General features: G+C 42.4%; 23 protein-coding genes. 11 read left to right on the top strand and 12 right to left on the bottom strand.

The features are described from left to right. Nucleotides 1–125 precede the first annotated feature (125 nt). From JMX48_RS05670 to JMX48_RS05655, 4 genes are all read left to right on the top strand, one after another. A complete protein-coding gene (locus JMX48_RS05670; protein WP_201535364.1) occupies nucleotides 126–506 on the top strand; it encodes an Hpt domain-containing protein in 381 nt (126 codons plus the stop codon). After that, on the top strand, nucleotides 506–1,369 hold the full coding sequence (locus JMX48_RS05665; RefSeq protein WP_201535361.1) for an RNA methyltransferase: 864 nt from the start codon (nucleotides 506–508) through the stop codon (nucleotides 1,367–1,369). The genes JMX48_RS05670 and JMX48_RS05665 overlap by 1 nt, the downstream gene beginning before the upstream one ends. A gap of 288 nt (nucleotides 1,370–1,657) precedes the next feature. Beyond that, nucleotides 1,658–2,569: a serine O-acetyltransferase gene (gene cysE / locus JMX48_RS05660; protein ID WP_201535359.1), complete on the top strand. Its 912-nt coding sequence runs from the start codon at nucleotides 1,658–1,660 to the stop codon at nucleotides 2,567–2,569. A 182-nt stretch (nucleotides 2,570–2,751) separates the two neighbouring features. Further along, nucleotides 2,752–3,201, top strand: coding sequence for a PACE efflux transporter (locus JMX48_RS05655; RefSeq protein WP_227687915.1), 450 nt, complete (start codon nucleotides 2,752–2,754; stop codon nucleotides 3,199–3,201). Nucleotides 3,202–3,326: 125 nt separating this feature from the next. On the opposite strand, the gene JMX48_RS05650 is transcribed toward JMX48_RS05655, so the two are convergent. The 6 genes from JMX48_RS05650 to pheA all read right to left on the bottom strand — a co-directional run bounded on the left by JMX48_RS05650 (nucleotide 3,327) and on the right by pheA (nucleotide 10,424). Continuing rightward, complete coding sequence (locus JMX48_RS05650) at nucleotides 3,327–3,827, bottom strand: 2-amino-4-hydroxy-6-hydroxymethyldihydropteridine diphosphokinase (protein ID WP_227687914.1); 501 nt, start codon at nucleotides 3,825–3,827, stop codon at nucleotides 3,327–3,329. A gap of 13 nt (nucleotides 3,828–3,840) precedes the next feature. Next, nucleotides 3,841–4,266, bottom strand: a complete 426-nt coding sequence (gene folB, locus JMX48_RS05645) for a dihydroneopterin aldolase (RefSeq protein ID WP_201535355.1) — start codon at nucleotides 4,264–4,266, stop codon at nucleotides 3,841–3,843. Between the two features lie 30 nt (nucleotides 4,267–4,296). Continuing rightward, the gene (gene rarD / locus JMX48_RS05640; RefSeq protein WP_201535353.1) at nucleotides 4,297–5,262 is read right to left on the bottom strand and encodes an EamA family transporter RarD; all 966 of its coding nucleotides are present in this window, start codon (nucleotides 5,260–5,262) and stop codon (nucleotides 4,297–4,299) included. A gap of 270 nt (nucleotides 5,263–5,532) precedes the next feature. After that, nucleotides 5,533–7,869 (bottom strand): bifunctional prephenate dehydrogenase/3-phosphoshikimate 1-carboxyvinyltransferase, encoded by a 2,337-nt coding sequence (locus tag JMX48_RS05635; RefSeq protein WP_201535351.1) that lies wholly within the window; start codon nucleotides 7,867–7,869, stop codon nucleotides 5,533–5,535. A 133-nt stretch (nucleotides 7,870–8,002) separates the two neighbouring features. Then, nucleotides 8,003–9,145: a histidinol-phosphate transaminase gene (gene hisC / locus JMX48_RS05630; RefSeq protein WP_201535348.1), complete on the bottom strand. Its 1,143-nt coding sequence runs from the start codon at nucleotides 9,143–9,145 to the stop codon at nucleotides 8,003–8,005. 106 nt (nucleotides 9,146–9,251) lie between these two features. Then, complete coding sequence (gene pheA, locus JMX48_RS05625; RefSeq protein ID WP_201535345.1) at nucleotides 9,252–10,424, bottom strand: prephenate dehydratase; 1,173 nt, start codon at nucleotides 10,422–10,424, stop codon at nucleotides 9,252–9,254. Between the two features lie 569 nt (nucleotides 10,425–10,993). Between pheA and JMX48_RS05620 the strand changes: the two genes are divergently transcribed. Beyond that, complete coding sequence (locus tag JMX48_RS05620) at nucleotides 10,994–11,935, top strand: transaldolase (RefSeq protein WP_201535342.1); 942 nt, start codon at nucleotides 10,994–10,996, stop codon at nucleotides 11,933–11,935. Between the two features lie 164 nt (nucleotides 11,936–12,099). Further along, the gene (locus JMX48_RS05615; protein WP_201535339.1) at nucleotides 12,100–12,600 is read left to right on the top strand and encodes a hypothetical protein; all 501 of its coding nucleotides are present in this window, start codon (nucleotides 12,100–12,102) and stop codon (nucleotides 12,598–12,600) included. Nucleotides 12,601–12,704: 104 nt separating this feature from the next. Here JMX48_RS05615 and JMX48_RS05610 read toward each other — a convergent pair whose 3' ends face one another. Next, nucleotides 12,705–13,271, bottom strand: coding sequence for an adenine phosphoribosyltransferase (locus JMX48_RS05610; protein ID WP_201535336.1), 567 nt, complete (start codon nucleotides 13,269–13,271; stop codon nucleotides 12,705–12,707). 356 nt (nucleotides 13,272–13,627) lie between these two features. Here JMX48_RS05610 and JMX48_RS05605 point away from each other — a divergent pair, with 356 nt between their 5' ends. After that, nucleotides 13,628–13,792 carry a rubredoxin gene (locus JMX48_RS05605; protein WP_021814629.1) on the top strand — a complete coding sequence of 55 codons (165 nt, stop codon included), beginning with the start codon at nucleotides 13,628–13,630 and terminating at the stop codon, nucleotides 13,790–13,792. Nucleotides 13,793–13,817: 25 nt separating this feature from the next. Continuing rightward, complete coding sequence (locus JMX48_RS05600; protein ID WP_227687913.1) at nucleotides 13,818–14,855, top strand: alpha/beta fold hydrolase; 1,038 nt, start codon at nucleotides 13,818–13,820, stop codon at nucleotides 14,853–14,855. Between the two features lie 198 nt (nucleotides 14,856–15,053). On the opposite strand, the gene JMX48_RS05595 is transcribed toward JMX48_RS05600, so the two are convergent. Beyond that, a complete protein-coding gene (locus tag JMX48_RS05595) occupies nucleotides 15,054–16,088 on the bottom strand; it encodes a WG repeat-containing protein (protein WP_201535334.1) in 1,035 nt (344 codons plus the stop codon). Between the two features lie 276 nt (nucleotides 16,089–16,364). On the opposite strand from JMX48_RS05595, the gene JMX48_RS05590 reads away from it, so the two are divergent. Beyond that, on the top strand, nucleotides 16,365–17,297 hold the full coding sequence (locus JMX48_RS05590) for a DMT family transporter (RefSeq protein ID WP_201535332.1): 933 nt from the start codon (nucleotides 16,365–16,367) through the stop codon (nucleotides 17,295–17,297). A gap of 114 nt (nucleotides 17,298–17,411) precedes the next feature. Here JMX48_RS05590 and JMX48_RS05585 read toward each other — a convergent pair whose 3' ends face one another. After that, nucleotides 17,412–18,761, bottom strand: a complete 1,350-nt coding sequence (locus tag JMX48_RS05585; protein WP_413786350.1) for a solute carrier family 23 protein — start codon at nucleotides 18,759–18,761, stop codon at nucleotides 17,412–17,414. 660 nt (nucleotides 18,762–19,421) lie between these two features. Between JMX48_RS05585 and JMX48_RS05580 the strand changes: the two genes are divergently transcribed. Further along, nucleotides 19,422–20,855, top strand: coding sequence for an L-serine ammonia-lyase (locus tag JMX48_RS05580; RefSeq protein WP_227687912.1), 1,434 nt, complete (start codon nucleotides 19,422–19,424; stop codon nucleotides 20,853–20,855). A 120-nt stretch (nucleotides 20,856–20,975) separates the two neighbouring features. On the opposite strand, the gene JMX48_RS05575 is transcribed toward JMX48_RS05580, so the two are convergent. From JMX48_RS05575 to xthA, 3 genes are all read right to left on the bottom strand, one after another. After that, nucleotides 20,976–21,374, bottom strand: a complete 399-nt coding sequence (locus JMX48_RS05575) for a DUF4377 domain-containing protein (RefSeq protein ID WP_201535327.1) — start codon at nucleotides 21,372–21,374, stop codon at nucleotides 20,976–20,978. Between the two features lie 282 nt (nucleotides 21,375–21,656). Continuing rightward, nucleotides 21,657–22,880, bottom strand: coding sequence for a bifunctional glutamate N-acetyltransferase/amino-acid acetyltransferase ArgJ (gene argJ, locus JMX48_RS05570; RefSeq protein WP_201535325.1), 1,224 nt, complete (start codon nucleotides 22,878–22,880; stop codon nucleotides 21,657–21,659). Between the two features lie 169 nt (nucleotides 22,881–23,049). Next, nucleotides 23,050–23,874 carry an exodeoxyribonuclease III gene (xthA, locus tag JMX48_RS05565; protein WP_201535323.1) on the bottom strand — a complete coding sequence of 275 codons (825 nt, stop codon included), beginning with the start codon at nucleotides 23,872–23,874 and terminating at the stop codon, nucleotides 23,050–23,052. A 286-nt stretch (nucleotides 23,875–24,160) separates the two neighbouring features. Here xthA and JMX48_RS05560 point away from each other — a divergent pair, with 286 nt between their 5' ends. Then, nucleotides 24,161–24,736 carry a thioesterase family protein gene (locus JMX48_RS05560; RefSeq protein WP_201535321.1) on the top strand — a complete coding sequence of 192 codons (576 nt, stop codon included), beginning with the start codon at nucleotides 24,161–24,163 and terminating at the stop codon, nucleotides 24,734–24,736. Nucleotides 24,737–25,004: the final 268 nt, after the last annotated feature.

Genomic DNA, 25,004 nt, shown 5'->3' with positions numbered 1-25,004 from the left:
GCCATTTTAAGACTACTAAATGATTAAGTGTGCTAATTGATCACATGCCCTAGCCTGTTATTTACAAATAAAAAATACTATAGTCATTTTATCGGCTTCAACTTTTAAAAACTGGACATAAAACCATGAACGAAAAGCCCAATAACCAACTGATGGTTCAAACTGATGAAGAAATTATCAATAACGAGCAGTTTGAAGACATGCGTGACTTATTAGAAGAAGACTTTGCCGATTTGATACAAGTTTATATCACTGACAGTCAGCAGCGAGTGGTCGCGCTGCGAGTGGCTCAGCAAGAAAATGACAACGCCAACGGCTTTGAGATTGCTCATGCTCTAAAAGGCGCAAGTGCCAACTTGGGAACGACGCAACTGGTTCGTCTTTGTAGACAATTACAAGAGCACTGCCGTGAACGTCTTATCAGTGAGCAGGCCAGTCTGATTGAAGAGATCGCCGTCGCATTAAAACGCGCTGAACAAGCAATCAATCAACGATTGGGGCAATAATGAGTCACAATCCTATACCATCTACAGCGTCAGCATTATCAGTCCATGCCGTGAGTGATTATCTTTCTTGTGTGCAAGTGGTCATGGTTAATACGACCTTGCCTGCCAATATTGGCTCGGCAGCACGGGCGATGCATACCATGGGTCTATCACGTCTGACCGTCGTTGACCCTAAGTTGCCAATCGATGAATCCAGTATTTCTCATGCGGCAGGCGGTAGTGAGCTGCTGTCATCTGCCATCATCTCACCAACATTAGAATCTGCTATCGCGGATTGTCAGCTGGTGTTTGCGGCAAGCAGTCGCAGCCGTCATTTACCGCGTCCTGTGGTCACACCCACGCAAGCGGCCAAAATTATCCTAGAATTTATTGATAGCCAATCTGCATCAAATACAGAAAATGCTCTCAATCATGAGCAAGCCAACAAGCCAAACATTGCTATCTTATTTGGTCGTGAAGACCGTGGTTTGACCAATGAAGAGCTGGCTTATGCAGATTATCATATTCAAATCGATGCCAATCCCGCTTACCCTGTATTAAATGTCGCCTCAGCCGTACAAGTAATCGCCAGCTTTATCTTTGCTTACGCGCAGACACATGCTCAAACGGCTAACAGTGAACTAGAGGATAATACCGTAGACATACATATACGTCAGCAGTGGGATGAGCCAGCCATTACCCAACAGCAGCTGCAACAGCTGACCAAGCGAACAACTGAGCTGATGGTTCAGCGTGGTTTGGCAGATAGCGAACACTTAAAATCATTACCATCGCGATTGTCCAGACTTGGCTCGCGTATACAACTTGACCAAAAAGAATACCAGTTACTGAGCGCTTTAATTGCTAAGCTCTCCAAAGACTAAGTCTCTTTTTTAATTCTAGAACTGGGCACAAAGTGGATACTAGTCAAATAGTATTTATTTATAAGCAAGCTTCGATATGATAATTCATCACTATATTTTATGATGTAAAGCTGATATAACTAAAAAGAGCCGAGCGAAAATAAGATTTTATCATTATTAGATATAATGACGACTGATTCATATATGACGGCTTTAGCCCATTTAGATATGATCGCTAGAATTAAAGATATGCCCTCGTAACACCACTTTTAGTACAGACATTTTACCGATGAATAGATAGGACACTGTATGTCACTGCCAGCCAAATTGTTCAAATCGTTTGCCAGCATCAAAAAAGATCTAAAAGAAGACATTGATGCAGTATTCAACCGCGATCCTGCGGCACGTAATAGTCTGGAAGTCATCTTGACCTACCCTGGCATCCACGCGCTTATCTTACATCGCGGGGCACATTGTCTTTGGAACAATGAACAAAAACTTGCAGCACGTGTCGTCTCATACGGCTCACGCATCATCACTGGCATCGAGATTCACCCTGCTGCCAAAATTGGTAGACGATTTTTTATTGACCATGGTGTCGGCGTCGTCATTGGGGAAACTGCTGAGATTGGTAATGACGTCACCTTGTATCACGGTGTGACTTTGGGCGGTGTCTCTTGGAATAATGGCAAACGCCACCCAACGCTAGAAGACGGTGTCACGGTTGGTGCTGGAGCAAAAGTATTGGGGCCATTCACGGTCGGTAAAAACGCAAAAATAGGCTCAAATGCAGTGGTGGTAAAACCGGTACCAGCAGGTGCTACGATGGTCGGTAGTGCAGCCCGTATGATCTCAGATCATCATGATGAAAAAGGCAATCCCATCGCCACCAAAGTACAGGATGCGAAGCAGCAAGAAAGAGTGGCACAAGCAGGGACAAGAAATAAAAATCCGTCTAAAAACACCTCGTCTAACGCAGCACGCACGACGGCTTTTCAGGCCTATGGTATCGACCCGTCTTCACAAGACCCTGTCGCAGAAGCATTTGCTAAAATGCTCGAACATATTCAGCAATCAGAGAACCGTCTGGATCAGCTACAAGCTGCGATGTGCCAAATTGATCCAGAATTTTGCACAAAAGAGTACGACAAACTGTGTCTAGAGGATTTGGACGTCATTGGTCGTGCTGATGTAGATGAGATCGATGCTAAACTGAAATAAAATTACCGTTGGCTTACAAATACTACGGTGTACTGCATTTTTATTTATCAAAAAATTTGGTTATAATAGTGGTGCAGGCGGAAACCGTGGTACTGCTTTAATGTTTATCTGTTTTTATGTTAACCGGGACGGACCGGCTTTTTGTTATCTATAAAAGCCAAAAAGGCTCATTGGAGTTCCGGTTGAATACACTAACCCCTATCAAACGCCGTATTGTTTACGTGACTGTTTTTGAAATACTGGCCATTCTATTATCTACATTTCTTCTCATGCTGCTCAGCGGTAGCGATGCACTACAATCTCTTCCTTTGGCGATTATGGTCTCAGGCGCAGCAGTGATTTGGAACTTTATCTACAATTCAGCTTTTGAATATACTGAAAAACGTTTCAACATTAATGACCGTACCCTTATCTTACGAGCGTTTCATGCCCTAGGATTTGAAGGCGGCCTAATCTTGATCTGCTTACCGTTATATATGCTATGGTATGGTGTCGGGCTATGGACAGCCTTTGTAATGGAAGCTGCATTGTTGGTGTTTTTCTTAGTCTACACCTTCGTATTTACGCTTATTTTTGACAAGGTATTCCCCTTACCTAGGCAGACTATAACCTCTGCCTCATGCTCTTCTTAACACCTAAATGATTCATGATGACTGATTTAATTTCTATTTAGGTCAGTCGCATTGTTTAGACATCAGTATGAGCAATCGCTTGTATTGTCGATATCAATTCTTCAATTTTAATAATAGTCAGCCGTTCAAAAACCATTCGCTACCAACTCTTTAATCCCCGCTTTTTCATGGCGTTTAAATGGATAACGGTCTGCCATGATTATCCATTTGAATTCAGATTTATTGCTTAGGCTATTATGATTCATATCCAAATGAACTAATAATACATCGATGTCCATTGTGACTTGCTTTACAAGCATCGACTGTTCTGCTGAGCGTTGCCTATGACAATCACATTCAAACTGTTTGAGTGTTTGCTGCAGCTGCTGCAATGTCATGGACGATTTCAGAGATAAATAGACGCATTGATTAGTATAGTCAGGTTTTGGCAGCTCAAAGGTCGCTGTAAAATCAGGATTTTGAAAGGCCGTAGATAGCTTTATTTCACCTAAGGTCGCTAGAGACGCTCGCACGATTGGTAGGTATATTTCAGCTTGGTAATTACTCCCCAATGCCAATAGTACGGCCATTACCGATTGTGCCTGCAACGCTTCGAGCGCCTGCTTTTCTAAAGTATCAAAATTCAAATCAGCCAGCTCTTTATACATCGTGGGTTTGATTATTATCAGTACTATGTACAGCTGGCTCATTAGACAAAGCTTTGGCATGGCGCGTGATTTGCACACCAACCGCATCCGCTTGCTTAATAGCAGTTGGCTTAGCAATACTTAACGTCACTTGGTGGATGGCGTATTTGGCGAGTAGCTTATCAGCGATTTGTCCCGCCAGATGCTCAAGCAGCTTTGCTTTAATGGCTTGACACCATTCGTTCACGTCATCACAGACCGCTTTATAGTTTACTGCATCCTCGACATCATCTGACACAGCGGCACGGCTAATATCGGTCTCAAGCGCGATATCAATGAGTAGTGGCTGAGTAATAGCACGCTCCCACTCATAAACGCCAATCACTGCTTCTACTTTTAAGCCTTTTACAAATACGACGTCAGATTGGGTATGAAACATGCTTCCATCCTTGTTAATTATATTTTTTGACTAGGGCGTGTTTGATGATAATGATTCTTCACGCAGGCGCGCCGCTTTTAACTGTTTACTTGGACGATGTCGCCATAGATCAATGCTAAATAACAACAATCCTAACCAAATCAGACCAAATACCGCTAAACGATGTAAATCAAACGGCTCTTTATAATAAAAGACAGCTAAGAAGAAAATAAAGGTTGGTGTCAAATAATTCATAAAGCTAAGAATACTATAAGCGACTAACTTAGTAGATTTATTAAACATCAATAACGGTATCAAAGTAATGGGGCCTGCCAGCATTAATAGCCAAATAGAAGGCGTGAACCAAAAGCCGATATGGCTACTGGCCACATCAGACTGCCAAAACCACCATAGAAAAATAGGCAACAGCATGGCAGTTTCAACAAACATCGCATCGACTGCGGTCAAAGGCGTCTGCCGCTGAATGGTGCCATAAGTGCTAAAACTAAAGGCTAATATCAATGATATCCACGGCAAGCTACCCAGCATAACTACTTGAATGACGACCGACAATAACGCAAAACCAATCGCCACCCACTGCAAGGTACGCAAACGCTCTTTAAACAGAATCATCGACAGCCCAACGCCAACGAGTGGTCCAATAAAATACCCTAAACTGGCTTCTAAAATCTGATCATTGTTGACCGCCCACACATAGGTAAGCCAATTGATAGCAATGATAACACCAGAGATAAAGGTATAGGCTATCCATTTCGGGTTTTGCTTGAGCGTCGATATCCACTGCCAACGCTTAGTAACTACCAATACGACCAGTAAGCAGGCAAAGGTCCAAACAATGCGATGACCAATGATTTCGGTGGCATTATAATCAGACAATTGCTTAAAGTATAAAGGGAAAGCGCCCCAGATAGAAAAAGCGATAAGCGCAGTAACAATACCGCGTCTGGTCGTTTTAATAGGGGCAACAGATTTTTTGATGACGTTTTGGGTAGTCATAATAAAGTACATCTTTTTAGAGCAAAGCGCGTCCTCACCTATTGTTAATTTTTATATTAATACAATGGCAAACACGCAGGGTCACTACGGATAGAATACAAGTTAAAAAGCAATGCGTAAATGCCATAATAGACATCTACACATTGCTAACGATAACCACTGTTTTGAAATAAAATTACCTAAAGATTAGGGCGTGTCCTAGCAAATAAGTGCGTTAATCTTATTTATAAGTCTACTGACTCATGCGCATTCAGAAAAAACGATACAGCATTAAGTGCTAGTACTATCAACTTGAATAGACATACCAATTTGATTGGCAAGTTCTGCAAATCCCGGGAAGCTGGTATTGACCGTTTCAACCCCTTCGATAATGATTTGCTTTGATGCACGTAAGCTGGCAACCGCAAAACTCATGGCAATTCGATGATCATGATGTGAGGTAATCTGACCACCGCCAAAGATAGGTTGGCTGTTATTTATGCCATTACCTTCAACGCCCTTCCCTTCAATAATCAGACCATCGTCGGTCACCGTACAATCAATGCCAAGCGTTTGTAAACCCTCGGCCATGACTGCAATACGGTCAGATTCTTTGACCCGCAGCTCTTTTGCCCCAGTCAATACGGTACGACCTTGCGCACAGCTGGCAGCGATAAATAACACTGGGAATTCATCAATCGCTAGTGGTACGAGATGCTCGGGTATATCTATGCCGACTAAGTTTGAGCTGCGAATCGTAATATCTGCAACTGGTTCGCCGCCCACATAGGTCTCATTACTTAAGCGGATATCGGCTTGCATTAATTTTAAAATATCAATAATGCCCGTACGTGTAGGGTTGATACCCACTTGCGTTAAGGTCAATTCACTATCTTGGCTAATGGCAGCAGCCACCATAAAAAAGGCCGCTGAAGAGATATCAGCAGGTACGGCGATATCGCCACCTGTTAATGTACCGCCACCTTCCACACTGATGCGATTACCATCGACGGTGACTGGATAACCAAAGGCTGACAACATACGCTCAGTATGATCACGGCTGACTTCTGGTTGGGTAATCTTCGTTGTACCTTGCGCCCATAAACCTGCTAGCAGCAAGCATGACTTAATCTGTGCAGAAGCGACTGGCAGCTCGTAATCTATGCCTTGTAATGGTTTGCCGACCGTGTCTCGACCAGTGATACTGAGTGGCGCTGTACCACTATGCCCCGTACTTTGAATGATAGCACCCATCCCACGTAGCGGTGCTGCCACACGCTCCATCGGACGTTTATTCAGACTGGTATCGCCCAGCATCACGCTATCAAATGGTTGTGCGGCCAATATACCTGCCAGCAAGCGCATACTGGTGCCCGAATTACCCATATATAGAGGCGTTTTGCTTGGTTTTAAGCCATTCATACCGACCCCATGAATGGTTAAATTGCCATTATCAGGTCCTTCAATGGTCACGCCCATATCACGAAACGCTTGCAACGTCGCAAGCGCATCTTCTCCTTCCAAAAATCCAGTCACATGCGTGATGCCTGTGGCAAGACTACCAAGCATAATACTACGGTGAGAAATGGACTTGTCACCAGGAATGGTAATCGTGCCAGAAACGGTATTGCTAGGCGTAATAATATAAGAAGCTGACATGGCAGAAGTATCCGTATAAGGGGTGCTGGCTAACATATGGCCAAAATGTCGCCGTGCGGCTTGCGCGCGGCCCAAAAGTCCCATCAGGGCGGTTGAATCTTTATCAACGATAAGCTGGCGCATGGTCTGTAAATAGACACCATACTCATCGAGAGCGCTAACAATCGCGCTTTGGTTGGCAAAAAATATATCGTGCCACATTTTAGGGTCACTGGCGGCGATGCGTGTAAAGTCACGAAAACCACCAGCGGCATAACGAAACATATCCAAATTATCATCATGGCTCGCCAGTTGCTCAACCAAATTAAAGGCCAGCAAGTGCGGTAAATGACTGGTATGTGCCAATATGGCATCGTGGTGATATGCGTCCATCGGCATCGCTTTTGCACCCACCGCCTCCCATAACAAGCGCAGCTTTGCGATAGCTAAACCATTGGTCGTTGGTAGTTCACAAATAATGACGCTATGATTGACAAACAAATTAGCACGGCGAGCATGATACCCTGAATTTTCAGCACCAGCAATCGGATGCGCAGGGACTAGACCCACAGGTAAATCAGTAAAAATGGCTTTGGCAGCATCAATAATATTGACCTTGGTGCTACAGACATCGGTAATAATGCAATCAGTCGCAAGCCGTCCGTCATCCATCGCCTGTTTAATATCAACAAACACTGCTCGTACTGCCTGTACTGGTACTGCAATGACTATCAAATCACTACCACCAACCACATCACTCAGACTTGAGCTACCCGCATCCAGCAATCCTTGTTTAATTGCTTCCTCTATACTTGGCGCATGCCTATCGACTGCGACCAAACGCTGACTCAATCCATTGTCTTTAATGGCTTGTGCAAGGCTTGCACCGATTAACCCAAGTCCAATCACACAAACTTGTTGAAATAATGGCGATTGCGTATTTAAAAACGATTGACTGTTGTTTTCTTGATGTTTTTGCTGGCTACTCACGGCTTTTCTCGTTGTACAAACGAACGTCAGTTTAGATAAAGTAATCCAACGTTCGTGTCATAAAATTTAGTGGCGGATTGATTGGCTCATCTCTTTAAAAAATATCTTGCCTAAAAGAAATCTAATGATCTTATCAATCTTCGGTCAAGATAGAGCGCAAGGTATCAATGAGGCGTAAATTATCCTCTGCCAATCCTACCGTGATACGCAGCCAGTTAGGCAGACCATAAACGGTCAATGGGCGGATGATAACGCCTTGTTTCAATAATGAGTGATGAATCACAGCAGCCGTGATGTCCTCCATCTCAACCTTCACCTCTACCATAATAAAGTTGGCATGAGACTTAACAAACCCCAACCCTAGCGCATCAAACTGTTTTTCTAACCAGCGCATTTGCTCGTCATTCATCAGTCGAGTTTTTTCGATAAATTCCTGATCGGCAAGTGCAGCAGCGGCAGCCGCTAGACCAATACGGCTAACATTAAATGGCTGACGAATGCGATTTAATAGATCCGCCACTGCTACCGAACTTAACGCATAACCAACACGTAGACCAGCTAACCCATAGGCTTTCGAAAAAGTACGTACGATGACCACATTGTCAAATTCATCCAACAGCGCTCGGTTATTACTTCCAGGGCTGTATTCGATATAAGCTTCATCTAATACCACCAATACTGAGCGTGGCACGCTGGCCACAAATTCACGCATCGCTTCATGCTCAAGCTGCGTACCAGTTGGATTATTAGGATTGGCAATAAACACCATCTTAGTGTTTGGGTTATCTTGAACTGCCTGACTCATTGCTTTTAGATCATGCCCAAAGCGATGAGCAGGCACTTCTATACCAGTTGCGCCTTGCATTTTAGCCAACATCGGATAAATAATAAACGCATATTGACTATAAACAATCGCATCATCAGCACTGGTAAAGCTACGCGCCAAAATATCGAGCAAATCGTCAGAGCCATTGCCCAAAGTAATCTGATCGACGTTGACATCATTAAAATCAGCCAAGGCTTGCTTCAGATAATAACCGTTACCATCAGGATAACGCGCCAGCTGACCCAATTGCTCCGTCACTGCCAGCGTCACATGCGGTGAGCAGCCCATCGGGTTTTCATTACTGGCAAGCTTTACCACATCTGAGATGCCATACTCACGCGTCAACTCTTCAACAGGCTTTCCTGTCTGATAAGGTGCCAACTCCAGAATACTGTCATAGGCTGGTACTAGCGGTGATAAATTTGACTGGGTCGATTGAGTAGACTGCATGATTTATCCTTAGATGTGGTAAGACATCTATTATGAGTTAAGCCTCTTGGTTCTGATTATGACCGTGATTTATGATTTATGGTAAAAGTATGGGCATATATCACATTTATAATACCGCTTTTGGATAAGAGCCTAATACACGCACGTCTTTCACCAACGGACGAATATCAGCAATAGCAGCACTGACATTTGCTTCATCAACATGACCATTCATATCAATAAAGAAGACGTATGCCCACTTATTAGGACGTTCAGGACGTGTTTCAATACTGGTCATAGAAACGCCATGATACGACAAAGGCTTTAAGATTTCGATCAATGCGCCCGCTTTGTCATGCGCTGAAACCACGATAGAAGTTTTGTCTTGACCTGATGGTGCAATCGCTTCATGACCAATGATGAGGAAGCGCGTGGTGTTACTTGGATTGTCTTCAATATTGGTATAAAGCTTATGTAAATCATATTCTACAGCAGCCACATCTCCTGCAATCGCTGCTGAATGCCATTCGTTTTTCAAACGACGTGCCGCTTCACCATTGCTCGATACCGCAACACGCTCGACATTTGGAAAGTTAACATCCAGCCAATGACGGCATTGCGCCAATGATTGCTGATGCGAATAAATACGGCTTAGACCATCAATCTTGGTGTGTTCAGCGACTAAGAAATTTTGATGAATGGGCAGCTCAACTTCACCAATGATTTTTAAGTTAGACGATAAAAAGCCATCTAAAGTATGATTAACCACGCCTTCTGAAGAGTTCTCAACAGGTACCACGCCATACATAGCCGTCCCCGCTTCGACTTCTCGGAACACATCAGTGATGGTCGTCATTGGTACCGTATCTGCCGCTTTTCCAAAATGCTTGAGTGCGGCTGCATGAGTGAAGGTGCCAACTGGACCCAAAAAAGCAATACGTTGCGGTGCTTCTAAATCCAAACAAACTGACATAATTTCACGAAACAAACGCGCCATTTTTTCATCAGCGATTGGACCAGTATTGCGTTTCATTACCGCTTTTAATACTTGCGCTTCACGCTCAGGGCGATAAAAAATAGGATTGCTATTATCGGCAGTCGGATTATTGACGTTGTGGTTTTTCTTTACTGCGGCTACTTGCTGAGCCAGCTTGGCGCGGTTATTGATTAACGTTTGGATTTCGCAGTCTACCGCATCAATATTTTGACGAATATTGTCCAAAAATTCTTTTTCAGTTGCGGTATCGACGATGGTTTGATTTAGATTGTCCATGTTTTGCTCTGATGACTGCTCACTCATTACCGCCCATCCTTTTTCTAATATTATTACTGAGTTTTATAACTATTTGAGTATTACGATATTTATTTTAGGCCATGTCCTCATTTTAAAAATGGTCATAAAAATGAGATATAAAGTCAAACGAGGAAAATAACGCAAATAATATCGAGATATTAATCAGCTATTTGACAATGTTTGGCAAAATTTAACCATTTTTAGCCCATTTAGATACAATCGCTTGAATTGAGGACACGCTCTAGTATTCAATAGGTCAATCTATCAAAAATATTGTACTCTGCTCGTCTTATCATATCTGATTACTACCTGCTGACAATACATCAAATAACAAATGCGGCAACCAGATAGCTGACCCGCTCTACTATAACAAAAACTATCGTCAGTGCCCATGTGTAAATAGGTGTAAATGTGCGTAAACCTACTAATATTAGCAAAGTTATACCGTCTGATAGACACGCATGGGCAAACTATCGGGAAACATAGGCTCAAAACTATGTTACAGTTCAAAATTAACAGTAAATATCACTATAAATAAGAAAATAACCCCATTATTGATGAAAAAAGGATATCTGATGAGCGCATTACAACAGCTTCGCACCATGTCCACGATTGTCGCTGATACTGGCGATTTAACCGCCATTGCGCGTCTAAAGCCTATTGATGCGACCACCAATCCAAGCTTAATTACTAAGGCGCTCATCCATCCTGACAATCAAGGAATAATGTCAGAGACCATGAGCCATTATAACGGTAATGTAGATGCGACGATTGATGCGCTTACCATACAGATTGGCTGTGATATTTTAGCGCTAATCGAAGGTCGCGTCTCTACCGAGGTTGACGCTCGTTTGTCTTATGATACTCAGGCGACGATTGATAAAGCCTTAGAATTTATGGAAGCCTATGAAAAGGCAGGTATCGATTCAGAGCGTGTGTTGATTAAAATGGCGGCTACTTGGCAAGGTATTGAGGCCGCGCGCTATCTTGAGACCCAAGATATCCACTGTAATCTAACCTTACTATTTGGACAGCACCAAGCGATTGCTTGTGCCGATGCTGGCGTGACGCTGATATCGCCGTTCGTTGGCCGGATTTTAGATTGGCAAAAACGTCAACAAAACCGTCAAAACGTACCCACTTCAGATGATATGGGCGTACAGTCAGTCAAACGTATTTACCAATATTACAAACAACATAACTACAAGACGCAGGTGATGGGAGCAAGTTTCCGCTCAGCTGAGCAGATATTGGCGCTAGCAGGATGTGATTTGCTGACCATCGCGCCCAACCTTATCGATGAGCTAGCAGCAATGGATACAGACGTCATTCAGCAGCTGTCGCCGAGCATGTCACTGGATGTAGCAGACATGACTCGAGTGAGCTTGACCCATGAGGAGTTCAGTGCGGCTTATCAACAAGACACCGTCACACAAGATTTATTACCAAAGGGTATTGATGGTTTCATCAGTGCTCGTGATGAGCTTGCCCAAATGTTAGCGGCGCTGCGTAATTAATATGATTAATCACTGATATAAGCGATAATTGATACCAGTAATAATTAATACTGACGATGCTTTATGAGTGTCATCAGAGACAGCGGGTCATAAAAGAAATTTGCCTACTAATAACAAGTTGGCTATTATGGCCTCCTTTCCACAAGCAGAAGCAAGGCTTTATTATGAAACGGCTATCAGTATTATTGGCAGGAGGTGCTCTAGTAGTCAGCGCACATGCGGTGAACTGGTCAAAAGTATCAGAAAGTCCTACTGGAACTATTTTTAGTTTAGATTTAGATTCTATCGAAAAATCCGACATCAGTATCATAGATGAAAAAAGAATCGAAAATATTACAGTGTCTATTCGTAGAACCTATCCTTCACAAAAGAGCACTGCACAAAAAAGCACTGGGCAAAAAAACGAAGACAAAGAGACCAAAGTAAATAAAGAAACCAATATTCACCATAGCGATCAGCAATTATTGATCTCTTGCAAAGACGCTAGCTACTATAAAAGAGCTTACGTGAACTATGGTGCTGAGAATAAAGTCATCAAATCTTGGCAGTCAGAAAAACCAATACTGACCACAAAGGACTTTAAAATCACGACTCCAAAAACGATTGGTCGCACAATGGTCGAACAGGCTTGCAAAAACTATGAGCAAGCCAAACAGTCAGCTTAACGACTTGGACTGCGACAATAATTAAAAAAGCGCGCTGATATCATTCAGCGCGCTTTTGTTTTATATGGTTAGTGCAATTGATAAGACATTCTAAAAAACTCAGATTAAGCCTTTAATACCGTATATACAGGCACTGGAAACTCACCATGCAAATCGACTAAATCTAGCAATACCAATACGCCTACCACAGTATGGCTGGCTGACAGGCAAAGCTCATAAGCCGTCGTCAACGTGCCGCCAGTGGCTAAGATGTCATCAACCAGTAATACGCGCTCAGGTGGCAAATTATTTTGCATCTCAAGGGTATCTTTACCATACTCTAATGCATAGGACTTGTTAGCAACTGGCGGTGGCAATTTGCCTGGTTTACGCAGCAAAATCATACCTTTACCCAATCGACCTGCCAGCAGACTTGCAAACACGAAACCACGCGCTTCCACAGCCCCTAGACAGTCGACCTTATCCATCAACCCATCTGGCAATGCAGCAAGCAGCGCATCGATGACTTCATTAATATGACTGCGCAGTAGTGGCGTAATGTCATAAAAATCAATGCCGACTTTTGGGAAGTCTGGTACTGTACGAATAATTTGCCAAAACTGATGATCAGTATTGAGACTATTAGACGGTTCGGCTGCGTTGTTAGCGGATACGGCGGCATTGCTGCTCATAATAACCCTTAGTTTATATGGCTTAGATAACGGTGTTTAAATGACATTGTTTAAATGACAGTATAACGGTAGTGAATCATGGATATCACTATGGATTTTTCGGCAGCGATTATATCACAGCTGATAGAGATGTTGTGGCTTGCAGCATAAGAATGATGGGCCTTATATCAATATGAAAGAGAGAAATGCCTTGATAAACGCCAATTAATCTCAATATACAAGTGTAAACTTAACGACGAAAATCACGGTTATATGCTAAACTACGTGCGCTTTTACAGTCTAATATGATGACTGTGACTCTAAAAATGAGCATTAACAACTTACTGCAACACTGGTAATGATCGATAGGATTATTTATGAAACGTTATGAATGTATCGTCTGTGGCTGGATATATGATGAAGAGCTCGGCTGTCCTGAAGAAGGCATTGCGCCCGGCACCAAATGGGAAGACATCCCTGACGATTGGACTTGTCCAGAATGCGGTGTCGGCAAGCTCGATTTTGAGATGCTTGAGATTTAGTAGACGACTCTAATTAGGATACTTCATGACAAAATCAACTGACATCAATGGCACCGAATTGTCTGAGACCTTGGCTAAAAACTCAAGTCATTACCCAACGCCTGAGTGGCAAAAATTCGGTAAACACCAATGGCGTGAATCCGACCTTAGCGAACACCTTCACCAAGCAATGATCGATATTGGTGATGGTATTGAGCTTTGTGTTGAGGCAGGCGGCAACCCCAATGACCCGCCATTACTGATGGTGATGGGACTTGGCTCGCAAATGGTATTTTGGCCCAACAACTTTATCAAACGCTTCATTGATGCAGGTTTTTTTGTGATTCGCTTTGACAATCGTGACATTGGTTTGTCTTCTAAAGTCCAAATTGAAGGTTTACCGCGTATCAGTCAGCTCAAAATGATGATGCGCTTGCAAACGGGATTGTCCAATAAAGGCGCACCCGTTGCTTATAATCTAACGGATATGGCAGAAGATACGGCTCGTTTGATCAAAACCCTGAACCTTGGTGCCACCCATCTGCTTGGTGCCTCCATGGGCGGCATGATTGCCCAAATTGTAGCAGCTCGCTATCCTAGCCTAGTGCAGCGGATGGCATTAATGTTTACCACGACCAATCGTGCTTTTTTGAGGCCACCAAGACCCAAGCAACTATATACGCTCATTAACCGTCCTGAGAGTCACTCTGAACGCGATATCGTGCGTCATAGTGTGTGGTTTATGAAGACCGTTGGTACGCCTGGACACGTGAATGTACGCATGGTGCGTGAGGTTGCCAAAATACGTTATCAGCGTAACTTTCATCCGCTCGGTACTGTACAACAGCTCAATGCTATTTTGGCTTCCGGCTCCATTAGTCGTTTCAGTAAGCAAGTTAAAGCACCAACGATCGTGCTGCACGGTAGCGCAGACGGTCTGCTGCCTGCCTCACAAGGGCGCGTGGTTGCTAGAACTATTCCTAATGCCAAGTTTCACTTAATCGAAGGAATGGCGCACGATATTCCTGAGTACTATCAGCCTTATATGGTCGACTTGATTAGCACGCATTTATTGGCTAAATAATATTTGATGATTTAGAATATGTTCTCAATTGACAATGTCTGAAATTGACAATTTTTGAAATTAATAGTATCTGAGCATATTGACAATAAAAAAGAGTGTAAAACCTATCGATAACTCATAGGATTTACACTCTTTTTTATACTAAATATTTCGTGTTGGCTTTTGGGTTTAATTGGCTTTTGGATTTAAATGATAGGTTTAACAACCAACGCCATCGCCTTTTTTATCGATGCACATCTTGGTACCATTCTTTAAGTTACCAATCCAAGCTTTACCTTCTGCAAATACGAACGCTGACTTACCTTTGTAACTATCACCAGCTGACACGCCTTTATTCGAGAAACGAAAAGGAATCACCAGCTCACCGCCAAGGTTGATAAATCCCCAGTCTTTACCGATACGCACGCCAGCCAATTCTTCAGAGAATGGCTTTACCTCATCAAAAGAATAGGTAATCATCGTTACATTGTTGTCATCGACAAAACCCCATTTGCCGTCTTGCTGACGCGGTTGCAACGTCGTAAAACGATTGGGCGCTGTATTTCTTGATTGTGATGAACCCGAGGAGCTGTTGCTGTTATTAGTAGCAGACTGCCCTGCTGTGGACTGATTATTACTCTTACTATTTGGATCATTCGCCGTTTTACCATTTTCATCTAGCCAGCTGATTGCTTGGTTTTTACGTACACGTGTGATGCCACTCTGATAATTATCAATGTCACTAATCGTTGACGAGAACGCTACGATGGTTTTGTTGGCAGTGTTAATGACGCCGTAATTGCCCTCTTTTTTTACCACGATACGTCCTTCAGAAACGGGACGCGCCCAACCTTGGCTCTCTGTCAGTACATCGTACATCGCAGGAACCACTTCTCTACCTTTCATATTAAGGTAGCCGATCTTATTGTTGCGCTGCACTGGTAGCAAACCGCCTGATAGCTTGTCAGCATCGACTTTTTGGTAGCGTGATAAATCAACGACACTTTTGCCTTTATTATTAATCAAAGCCACTGGCGCACCGAAATCCTTTATGGCTAAAAAGTAGCTACTGCTCGCTGTGCAAGAGACATTTTTATAGTAACTTTTGGGGATTTTACAGCTGGCTGCTTGTGCAGTTGGTATGATGAATAATGCACTAAACAAGATGCTAGTAGCAAAACCATATCGCGACACCGCAAGCGGTAAACTCAATACGAAAGACAGTTGTCGTTTTGATAATGAACGTCGAAACATAAGTAAACCTAGGCTAATAGTATTGAAGTTTTTAATATAAAGGTTAATAAAACATTCCTATTATAAACCAATAGGTTAACAAACAGTGTCATCTGCGCCAATATCATTCCTGTAAGGATGTGACGCGACTATATTGTGATGGCCCATTTAATAATCAAAATAAATTATATTTTAATCATTTCATTTTGGGCTCAAAACCTCGACAATATGGCCTGTGTTAATACCCACGTTAACAAAATAAAATTCCAAATAACAATACTAAAATAAGGGCAATCTATGGCCACCGATTCTTCACGATCTGCATCTATTGGCTTAGTCATTGGTTGTATCATATTTGGACTGGGCAGCTTGATTGTTGCTCATGTTGATATTGGTGGTTGGGCAATGTCGTTCTGGCGATTGGCTGTCTCGGGTATTGTATTTGCAGTCTTAGCCAAAGTCACAGGACAACGCCTACCTCGTTCAAGGCGCGCTATTTTTTATAGCTTGTTATCAGGCGTATTTTTGGGTTTGGATTTGGCGCTTTGGCACGAGAGTATTTATGCCGTAGGGCCAGGTATCTCAACCCTCCTCAATAGCTTACAGATTTTTTTCTTAGCGGCAATTGGATTCTTATATTTTAATGAACGCCAATCTATACTACAGCTCGTCAGTTTGTTTTTAGCCATGCTTGGTGTCGCTATGATCGGCAGTCCTGAGTTTGCGCATAATACAGCAGCCACTTGGGGGTTTGTCACTGGTATCCTATCAGGAGCAATGCTTGCCGCCTCGATGACATTTATTCGTAAAACGCATGACACTGAACCGACGCCGATATTTATGTTGATGCAACTGATTAGTATTGGCGGCGTATTAGCGATGATTGTCCCTATGTTTGTGTTTGATAGCGGCAATATTTTACCAAATACCTGGTCTGAAATTGGTTGGATACTGGTCTATGGCGCTGTTATGCAATGCTTTGCATGGGGTTTAATTGCCTATTCTATACCTAAGTTGTCTCTAGCATTGACTGGATTATTGCTGTTAACGGAACCCATCGCGGCATTGGTGATTGATTATAGCTGGCTGGATAAACCGATTAATACTTTACAATGGAGTGGCGCGCTACTGACTATGTTTGCCATTTACTTAGGCTCATTAAAACCTAAGCCGCGTGCACTGCGTCGTTATCGATTTTTTGCACGATTTTATAGGCGTAAATACAAGTAAATTGATTATATTTACCAATAAAAAGCGCCCATTCTATATATAGAACGGGCGCTTTTTTAATGACACAGATTCAACTAAGCGCAATGAAAACTAATTATTTGGGTGTAATGGACATTATTTGGCAGATTGTTTATTGGCAGCCTTCGCCTCAGATCCTTGATTGAACAATGCATTCAGTACGATAGCTGCCAGCGTAGCAGTACCAATACCGCCCAAATCGAAGCCGCCTAAGTGTAAGCTAAAGTTACCTGTACCCATGATGACGGTGACAGCAGCGATAATTAAATTACTGTTTTTGCTAAAGTCGATATGGCTGTCTATCCAGATTTTTACGCCAGCGATCGCAATCAAGCCAAATACTACAATGGATGCGCCGCCCAATAACGCTGCTGGTATCGTCTGTATGATGGCACCAAATTTTGGCGATAATCCTAGCAAAATAGCAACCAATCCCGCTATCACAAATATCGTTGTGCTATATACCTTGGTCACCGCCATGACACCGATGTTTTCTGCATAAGTGGTAACGCCTGTTCCACCAAATCCTGCTGAAAAAGTTGTCGCCAAACCATCAGCAAAGAATGCACGCCCCATGTAAGGCGTCACACGCGATTTGGTCATGCCTTCAACGGCCTTAAAATGCCCTAAATTTTCAGCAACCAAAATAAAGGCCACAGGAGCGATTAAGATAATCGCACTCATCTCAAAACGCGGGGTATGAATACTTGGTAATCCAAACCATGAAGCAGCAGCCACACCACTAAAATCAATGGCTAACTCAAAGCCCATGACATTAGTCATCATAAAATAAGCACCGTATGATAATATCAAGCCAACCAACAATAGCAGACGACGCAGCATACCTCGTGTAAATACAGCCACACCACTAATAAGTAGTACAGTCAATACAGCCATCCAAGCATCGAACTGGTTAGCAGACACTCCTTGGATGGTTACTGGCGCTAAGTTAAGACCGATAATCATGACGATAGCACCGGTGACGATTGGGGGCATTAAGCGCTCAATCCAGCCTGTACCCGTTTTCATCACCAGCAGCCCAATAAATGCATAAATAATGCCGCAGGCCATGATGCCACCTAACGCGACATTCAAGTTATTGTTGAATCCTGCGCCCGCATAGGCTGTAACGGCGATGACTGGACCAATAAAAGCAAAGCTTGATCCCAAGTAGCTCGGCATGCGTCCACCAGTGATGATAAAGAACATCACTGTACAAATACCCGACATTAGGATAGCTAAGTTGGGGTCAAACCCCATTAACAACGGTGCTAATACGGTCGCCCCAAACATTGCAAAAGTATGCTGCACACCCAATAAGACACTTTTTGATGGTGGCAAATATTCATTGATACCGACTGGATCACGGTCCAAATCTCCTTTATAAGGCTGCCATGTCGGAAACCATCGACCATTTTCAAAGTCTGGATTGTGCGGATGACTCATAGTGGCTGAATCAATACTTGCCGCTTCTGATATGTTTTGAGCTGACTGATCTTGAGCGCTGTTTTCTGAAGATAACGAGTGGTCTTTTTGAGAGGGCATGCGCGCTTATCCTATGTGAGCTGAGCTAAAGTAATAGGCTAAAATAACTGATAAAATAGAAAATGCGTTAAATCGAAAATTTTATAATTAGGCTATGTGACTAGAAACTACTATAAGTGGCCAAAAACTGCTATAAATAGTGAAATTCTATATCTTCCCATCTATAATGGGTCGTGCTCATTCATTTATGTTTTAATATAACAAACTAAAAGTACTATTTTCTATGATGGTCATATTCCTTGGTAAACACATAAGGTTGGATATGTTCTATTAAAAACAATTTTGATCGTTTAGGATTCTATGTAATCTATAACGACAACTAACTTACAGGATGTTACATATTAGTTGACTCCGAGCATGATAGCGGAGTTTCAAAATAAATAAAAGTTATTATTCAATCGTTATCTTTATGCCTTTACTCCACTACTTTCATAGATAGCATTTAATACCTAACTTTTGTTGTTTTATCGAAACGATGGCTATCTATTACTATTCTCAATAAAAGTGATTAAAGCAGCAAATAAAATCTGCTAACCCACTTAAAATTTTCGGTAATTTATTATGATTAGTGTTTTTGACTTATTTAAAATCGGAATCGGTCCATCAAGCTCGCATACGGTAGGACCAATGGTCGCTGCAAATCTTTTTCTCGCGTCATTAGGCAAGCAAACAGAACTGACGGCTATCGAAAAGATTGAAATTGAGCTTTACGGTTCTTTAGCGGCGACAGGAAAAGGACATGCAACTGATACGGCCATACTGCTAGGATTACTTGGACATACGCCCAGCACCATTGATACACGACTGACTAGCAACTATCTTTCTCCTATTTTTTCTGACAAAACACTAAATGTATCAGGTATTCATACGGTTGCGTTTGATACCGAACAAGATATCTACTGGTACGATGACACTGTTTTGCCTTATCACCCTAACGCATTGACACTTCGAGCCACATTGATTGACGGTTCTCGCTATCAGCAGACCTATTATTCAGTGGGTGGCGGTTTTGTGATTAACGAAGAAGACGCCACCGATCCAGATGAAGATCAGGCCAGTCCAACGATTGATCGTGTGCCTTACCCTTTTAATAACGCGGCTGAACTGCTAGATCAGTGCTCTCAGCATGAGTTAAGCATCAGTGATTTAGTATTGGCGAACGAATGCCACTTCCATGATAAAGAAGAAGTATTCGCCTATTTAGACAATATTTGGGAAGTGATGCAAGACTGTGTCAAACAAGGCTGTGAAAATTCAGGCATTTTACCGGGCGGACTAGATGTCAAACGGCGTGCAAAAGACTTACATGTGCAGCTGAGCGCCGAAAAAGATCAGCCAATATCAAAGACTGATAAGTTGGCAGCAATGGACTGGGTTGATTTGTATGCACTCGCCGTCAACGAAGAAAATGCCAATGGCGGTAAAGTGGTGACTGCACCCACCAATGGTGCAGCAGGTATCATTCCAGCCGTACTACACTACTATCGTGACTTTTTGCCCAATTATAGCCAAGACGGTGTACGCAAGTTTTTATTGAATGCCACCGCTATCGGTAGCTTAATCAAACAAAATGCCTCAATCTCTGGTGCTGAAGTCGGCTGCCAAGGTGAAGTTGGCTCCGCTTGCGCCATGGCAGGCTCTGCATTGGCAGAAATCATGAATGGGTCGCCGGCCAAATGTTTAAATGCTGCTGAAATCGGTATTGAGCATAACTTAGGTCTTACTTGCGACCCTATCGGCGGACTGGTGCAAGTCCCTTGCATTGAGCGTAATGCAATGGGCGCGGTCAAAGCCATTAATGGCGCACGTTTGGCCTGTAGAGGTAATGGTCAGCACTTTGTCTCATTAGACAAAGCGATAGAAACCATGAAGCAAACAGGCGCTGATATGTCTGATAAGTATAAAGAGACTGCTCGTGGCGGTCTTGCGGTCTATGCTGATAACCGTATTCCAACGGCGACCCACGGTGTCAGCGTTAACTATAGCCAGTGCTAACTATAATCAGTGCTAATTTAGGCCATTAGATTTATTGCTAAAACAAAAAAAGCCTCTAACGAATTAGAGGCTTTTTTGTGATTACTAGCTACTCATAAATATTAGCTAATATCTCTGACATTACTCAGCAGTTTTTGAAATAACTTCGTTCAAAATCCAAACTGGTTGTACCACGTTAGAACCTTCGGCAGTCACTGCTTCTTGACGTACATCAAGCATGTAACGGTAGTTTGGCTCATAAGTGAAGCCTTGGATGTTGCCATTTAGAGTGGTAAAGTTTTTCTGATAGCTCTGACGGTACTGTAAGCACTGTGATTCAACTTTCATGCCATTACTGGCAGTAAGATCACAAACAGCCTTACGTGGGGCAATTTCTATATCAAAGCTTTTGATATTAACGACTTTAACGTTCATAGGCTGTCCTTCAACAACCATTGTGCGCTCATTGTCCATACTCATCATAGAACAACCTGAAAGGGTAAAAGTTGTCATTAACGCTGCAAGTACTAATTTTTTCATTATTCAATCCTCAGTTAATTGGTATTCTGCGTTGGCTGTTATTATTTACTGAGGGTAGTATAGAGGGCAGAACGCCTTTCTCTCTATGACTGCTTTGTAAAGTAACGTCAGCTTTTGCAACTGATGTTAATAAAACGTATTGAATAAGAGTGTAAATTGATAACCACCGCAATGTAGGTAGCAAAAAGCTAGAGCGATTATCACTCTAGCTTTTTGCTATAAAATAAGCACTCTAGCTTTCTGTAATAAGTATAGATTAGACAATTAAGAAGCCTAACAGTTTTAACTGCGATAATCGGCATTAATTTTGACATAATCGTATGATAAATCACAAGTATAAACCGTATCGCTGGCATCACCACGGGCAAGATCAATGTGAATGGTAATCTCAGCGCGGCTCATGACGATCTTGCCTGCCTCTTCCGTATAACTAGAGGCAACGCCCCCATTTTGGCAAATCATCACCTCATCTAAATATACATCGACTTGCTCTGTATCCAGATCTTCGATACCCGCATAACCAACTGCCGCTAAGATACGACCCCAATTGGCATCACTAGCGAAAAATGCTGTTTTTACCAATGGCGAATGAGCAACGGCATATGCCACATCACAGCACTCTTGTGTTGTCTTACCACCAGTGACTTTCACGGTCATGAACTTGGTAGCGCCTTCACCGTCACGTACAATTAATTGTGCTAGACGTACGAACACTTCAGTTAAGGCGGCAAAAACTGGCTGATAATGCGGATGTTTTGGGCTATCGATTACATCCAAGCTGGCAGCACCTGTCGCTATTAATACACAGCAATCATTGGTTGACGTATCGCCATCGACTGTGATGCGGTTGAAAGACTGCTCATTGATAGCGATTAGCATCTCTTGTAGTAAATCAGCAGCGATATTGGCATCTGTCGCCACGTAACCCAGCATGGTCGCCATATTTGGGCGTATCATACCTGAACCTTTTGACATTCCAGTAATGTGATAGCTGAGATTATCTATATCAACCTTTTGACTAGCAAGCTTGGGAACCGTATCGGTGGTACGAATACCATTCGCCGCAGCCAGCCAATTGCTAGGAGCCAAATTGGCAAGCGCCTCATCTAAACCTGCAATAACGGCATCGCTGTTTAGCGGCTCGCCAATCACGCCAGTAGAGAATGGCAACACTGCGTTGATATCCACACCCGCTTTACTCGCCAAAGCCTGACAGATATCGATAGCACGACGTTTACCATCAGCGCCAGTACCCGCATTCGCATTGCCAGTGTTGGTCACCAAATAGCGCGGACTGGCTTTCGCAAAGTGCTCACGTAATATACGCACAGGTGCAGCACAAAAGGTATTTTTGGTAGTCACAACCGCAGTAGTGGCCCTATCTGCTATCTCAACCACAACTAAGTCGTCACGATCTTTGTAGCGTACACCCGCTGCAGTGGCGCTTAATTTGATTCCTTCGATAGGATAAATAGTAGTAGGTACTGCAACATGTCCGACAGCCATCGTTAAATCCTTATTACTTAATTTTTGATATTAGTTATAGACAGAGTCTGATAATTTTCAGATAAATATTTTATAAATACTAGGCCGTGTCATCATTTAGATTGTGAGGCTTAAAATTTAGCCATTTGAAGACCACTAAATGATTAAGCGTGCTAATTGATGACATGTCCTACAGCTTATTCAAATCAAATACTGACCAAATTGGTGCATGGTCAGAGGGTTTTTCCATGGCTCGCAGCTCATAACTGATACCTGCATCGACACATGAACCCACCAAATCAGACGTACATAAGATATGGTCGATTCGTAAACCACGCTTAGGGTCATCATCGAATCCGCGACTGCGATAATCAAACCAACTGTAGAACTCTGTACTTTCTGGGTAGTGCAAACGGTACGTATCGGTCAACTCGCGCGACATTAATGCGCTATACCACTCACGTTCTTCTGGCAAAAATGACGTTTTTCTATTTTTAAGCCAGCGCTTCGCATTAACTTCACCAATGCCGATATCGATATCTTCTGGAGCAATATTCATATCACCCATAATAATAAGCGAACGTCCTTCGGCTTTTAAAGTATCGATATAAGCCATTAAGTCGGCATAATACGCACGCTTCATAGGAAATTTAGTAGGATGGTCTTGACTCTCTCCTTGCGGAAAATAACCATTAAGCACATCAATTTCACGACCGTCAAATTCATAACGAGCATGAATAAAACGTTTTTGCGCCTCTACATCTTCGCTAGGAAAACCTTTTTGTACAAAGATGGGCGCAACCTTGGACAATAGTGCGACACCATAATGGGCTTTTTGGCCAAAATATTCTACATGATAACCAAGACTTTCTATGTCTTGAAGTGGAAACTGCTCATCATGAACTTTCGTTTCTTGTAGACCCATCACATCAGGATCGATGACCTCTCGTACAGCCTCAAGCTGATGTTGGCGAGCGCGAATACCATTGATATTAAAACTGACAAAACGAGGCATAAACCATCCTATACTAATTAATTAAACTACAGTGCTGATACGAATATATGAGAGGTAACGGCAACTAAGTGGCTATGATAACAGACGTAAGACAGCCTATCTGTTGCGTGCTTTTGTATCTTACGATAAAGTAACTGTTACTATCAATTATATCTATTACCACATACATCGCTTTTTATTAAATGACCTTTGTTAAGTCACATTTATTAAGTCACATTTATTAAGTCACATTTATTAAGTCGCGTTTATTAACTGACAGCGATCCAACCATTTTATGAGTATCACTATGACAGCCACTACGAGTAAAGATTCAAACGCAGTCTCAACATCCGACAAATCAAGCGCGCCACTATTTGCTGCTGATTATAAAGTCTATATTAACCACACTGACGCTGGTGGCATAGTCTATCATGCCAACCATTTGGTATTCTTTGAAAACTGCCGACGCGACTGGTTTACTGAGCTGGGTCTTAATGGCTATTTTTTACAGACCGATAGTGGTGACGTACAGCATTTTGTCGTGAGTCAAGCCGATTTGCAATATAAAAGAGCCATTCTACTGGATGAAGTCATCAATGTGCGTATCGATAAAGTTGAACTAAAACCTGCCAGCATGATATTTTATCAAAGTATTCATCGTCATACATCAGATGATAGCTCTATTAACAAAGCCAATAACAGTTTATTAAGTTGCACTAAAATCGTTATTGCTTGCGTACAAAACCTAGTGAAGCCAGAATCGATATCTAATAATGAATCAAATACTGCCTCTACTAGCACCATACCAATGCGACCTATCCGAGTGCCACAAAAATTATACGATGCTATTCAAAAAGCGATCACAGAACAGGCTGATAGCTAATGATTCTTTCCTATTAGCGCTTATCAGAGAATCATTATGCTATCGCGTCTCCTCAAGTCGAGCGCTAATATCTAAACGCGCTAACATGGCTAAATTTTATTCACTCTAATGAAACATAGATTGTATGTTATAGCTTTATTTATGTACTGCTCAGTATTGCTATACCGATATTACTTAATATTGTATTCATGCTAGTGTATTGCTCGAATGTATCGATTTTTGGTACTTTAGTTATAAGCACTAGATCCAGCTTATTCAAGCGTAAAAA

Origin of the sequence: Psychrobacter immobilis, assembly GCF_904846225.1 — a bacterium.
In the GTDB taxonomy this organism is placed as follows: domain Bacteria; phylum Pseudomonadota; class Gammaproteobacteria; order Pseudomonadales; family Moraxellaceae; genus Psychrobacter; species Psychrobacter immobilis_F.
Note: the sequence above shows the minus strand (reverse complement) of the source record. Positions and strands in the feature narration are given on the sequence as shown.

Coding starts and splice junctions, on each gene's coding strand:
- JMX48_RS05670 (WP_201535364.1), top strand. CDS start 126: ATGAACGAAAAGCCCAATAACCAACTGATGGTTCAAACTGATGAAGAA.
- JMX48_RS05560 (WP_201535321.1), top strand. CDS start 24,161: ATGACAGCCACTACGAGTAAAGATTCAAACGCAGTCTCAACATCCGAC.
- JMX48_RS05620 (WP_201535342.1), top strand. CDS start 10,994: ATGAGCGCATTACAACAGCTTCGCACCATGTCCACGATTGTCGCTGAT.
- JMX48_RS05580 (WP_227687912.1), top strand. CDS start 19,422: ATGATTAGTGTTTTTGACTTATTTAAAATCGGAATCGGTCCATCAAGC.
- JMX48_RS05585 (WP_413786350.1), bottom strand. CDS start 18,761: ATGAGTCATCCGCACAATCCAGACTTTGAAAATGGTCGATGGTTTCCG.
- folB (WP_201535355.1), bottom strand. CDS start 4,266: ATGTTTCATACCCAATCTGACGTCGTATTTGTAAAAGGCTTAAAAGTA.
- JMX48_RS05575 (WP_201535327.1), bottom strand. CDS start 21,374: ATGAAAAAATTAGTACTTGCAGCGTTAATGACAACTTTTACCCTTTCA.
- JMX48_RS05595 (WP_201535334.1), bottom strand. CDS start 16,088: ATGTTTCGACGTTCATTATCAAAACGACAACTGTCTTTCGTATTGAGT.
- hisC (WP_201535348.1), bottom strand. CDS start 9,145: ATGCAGTCTACTCAATCGACCCAGTCAAATTTATCACCGCTAGTACCA.
- JMX48_RS05610 (WP_201535336.1), bottom strand. CDS start 13,271: ATGAGCAGCAATGCCGCCGTATCCGCTAACAACGCAGCCGAACCGTCT.
- rarD (WP_201535353.1), bottom strand. CDS start 5,262: ATGACTACCCAAAACGTCATCAAAAAATCTGTTGCCCCTATTAAAACG.
- JMX48_RS05665 (WP_201535361.1), top strand. CDS start 506: ATGAGTCACAATCCTATACCATCTACAGCGTCAGCATTATCAGTCCAT.
- xthA (WP_201535323.1), bottom strand. CDS start 23,874: ATGCCTCGTTTTGTCAGTTTTAATATCAATGGTATTCGCGCTCGCCAA.
- JMX48_RS05615 (WP_201535339.1), top strand. CDS start 12,100: ATGAAACGGCTATCAGTATTATTGGCAGGAGGTGCTCTAGTAGTCAGC.
- cysE (WP_201535359.1), top strand. CDS start 1,658: ATGTCACTGCCAGCCAAATTGTTCAAATCGTTTGCCAGCATCAAAAAA.
- JMX48_RS05605 (WP_021814629.1), top strand. CDS start 13,628: ATGAAACGTTATGAATGTATCGTCTGTGGCTGGATATATGATGAAGAG.
- JMX48_RS05590 (WP_201535332.1), top strand. CDS start 16,365: ATGGCCACCGATTCTTCACGATCTGCATCTATTGGCTTAGTCATTGGT.
- argJ (WP_201535325.1), bottom strand. CDS start 22,880: ATGGCTGTCGGACATGTTGCAGTACCTACTACTATTTATCCTATCGAA.
- pheA (WP_201535345.1), bottom strand. CDS start 10,424: ATGAGTGAGCAGTCATCAGAGCAAAACATGGACAATCTAAATCAAACC.
- JMX48_RS05600 (WP_227687913.1), top strand. CDS start 13,818: ATGACAAAATCAACTGACATCAATGGCACCGAATTGTCTGAGACCTTG.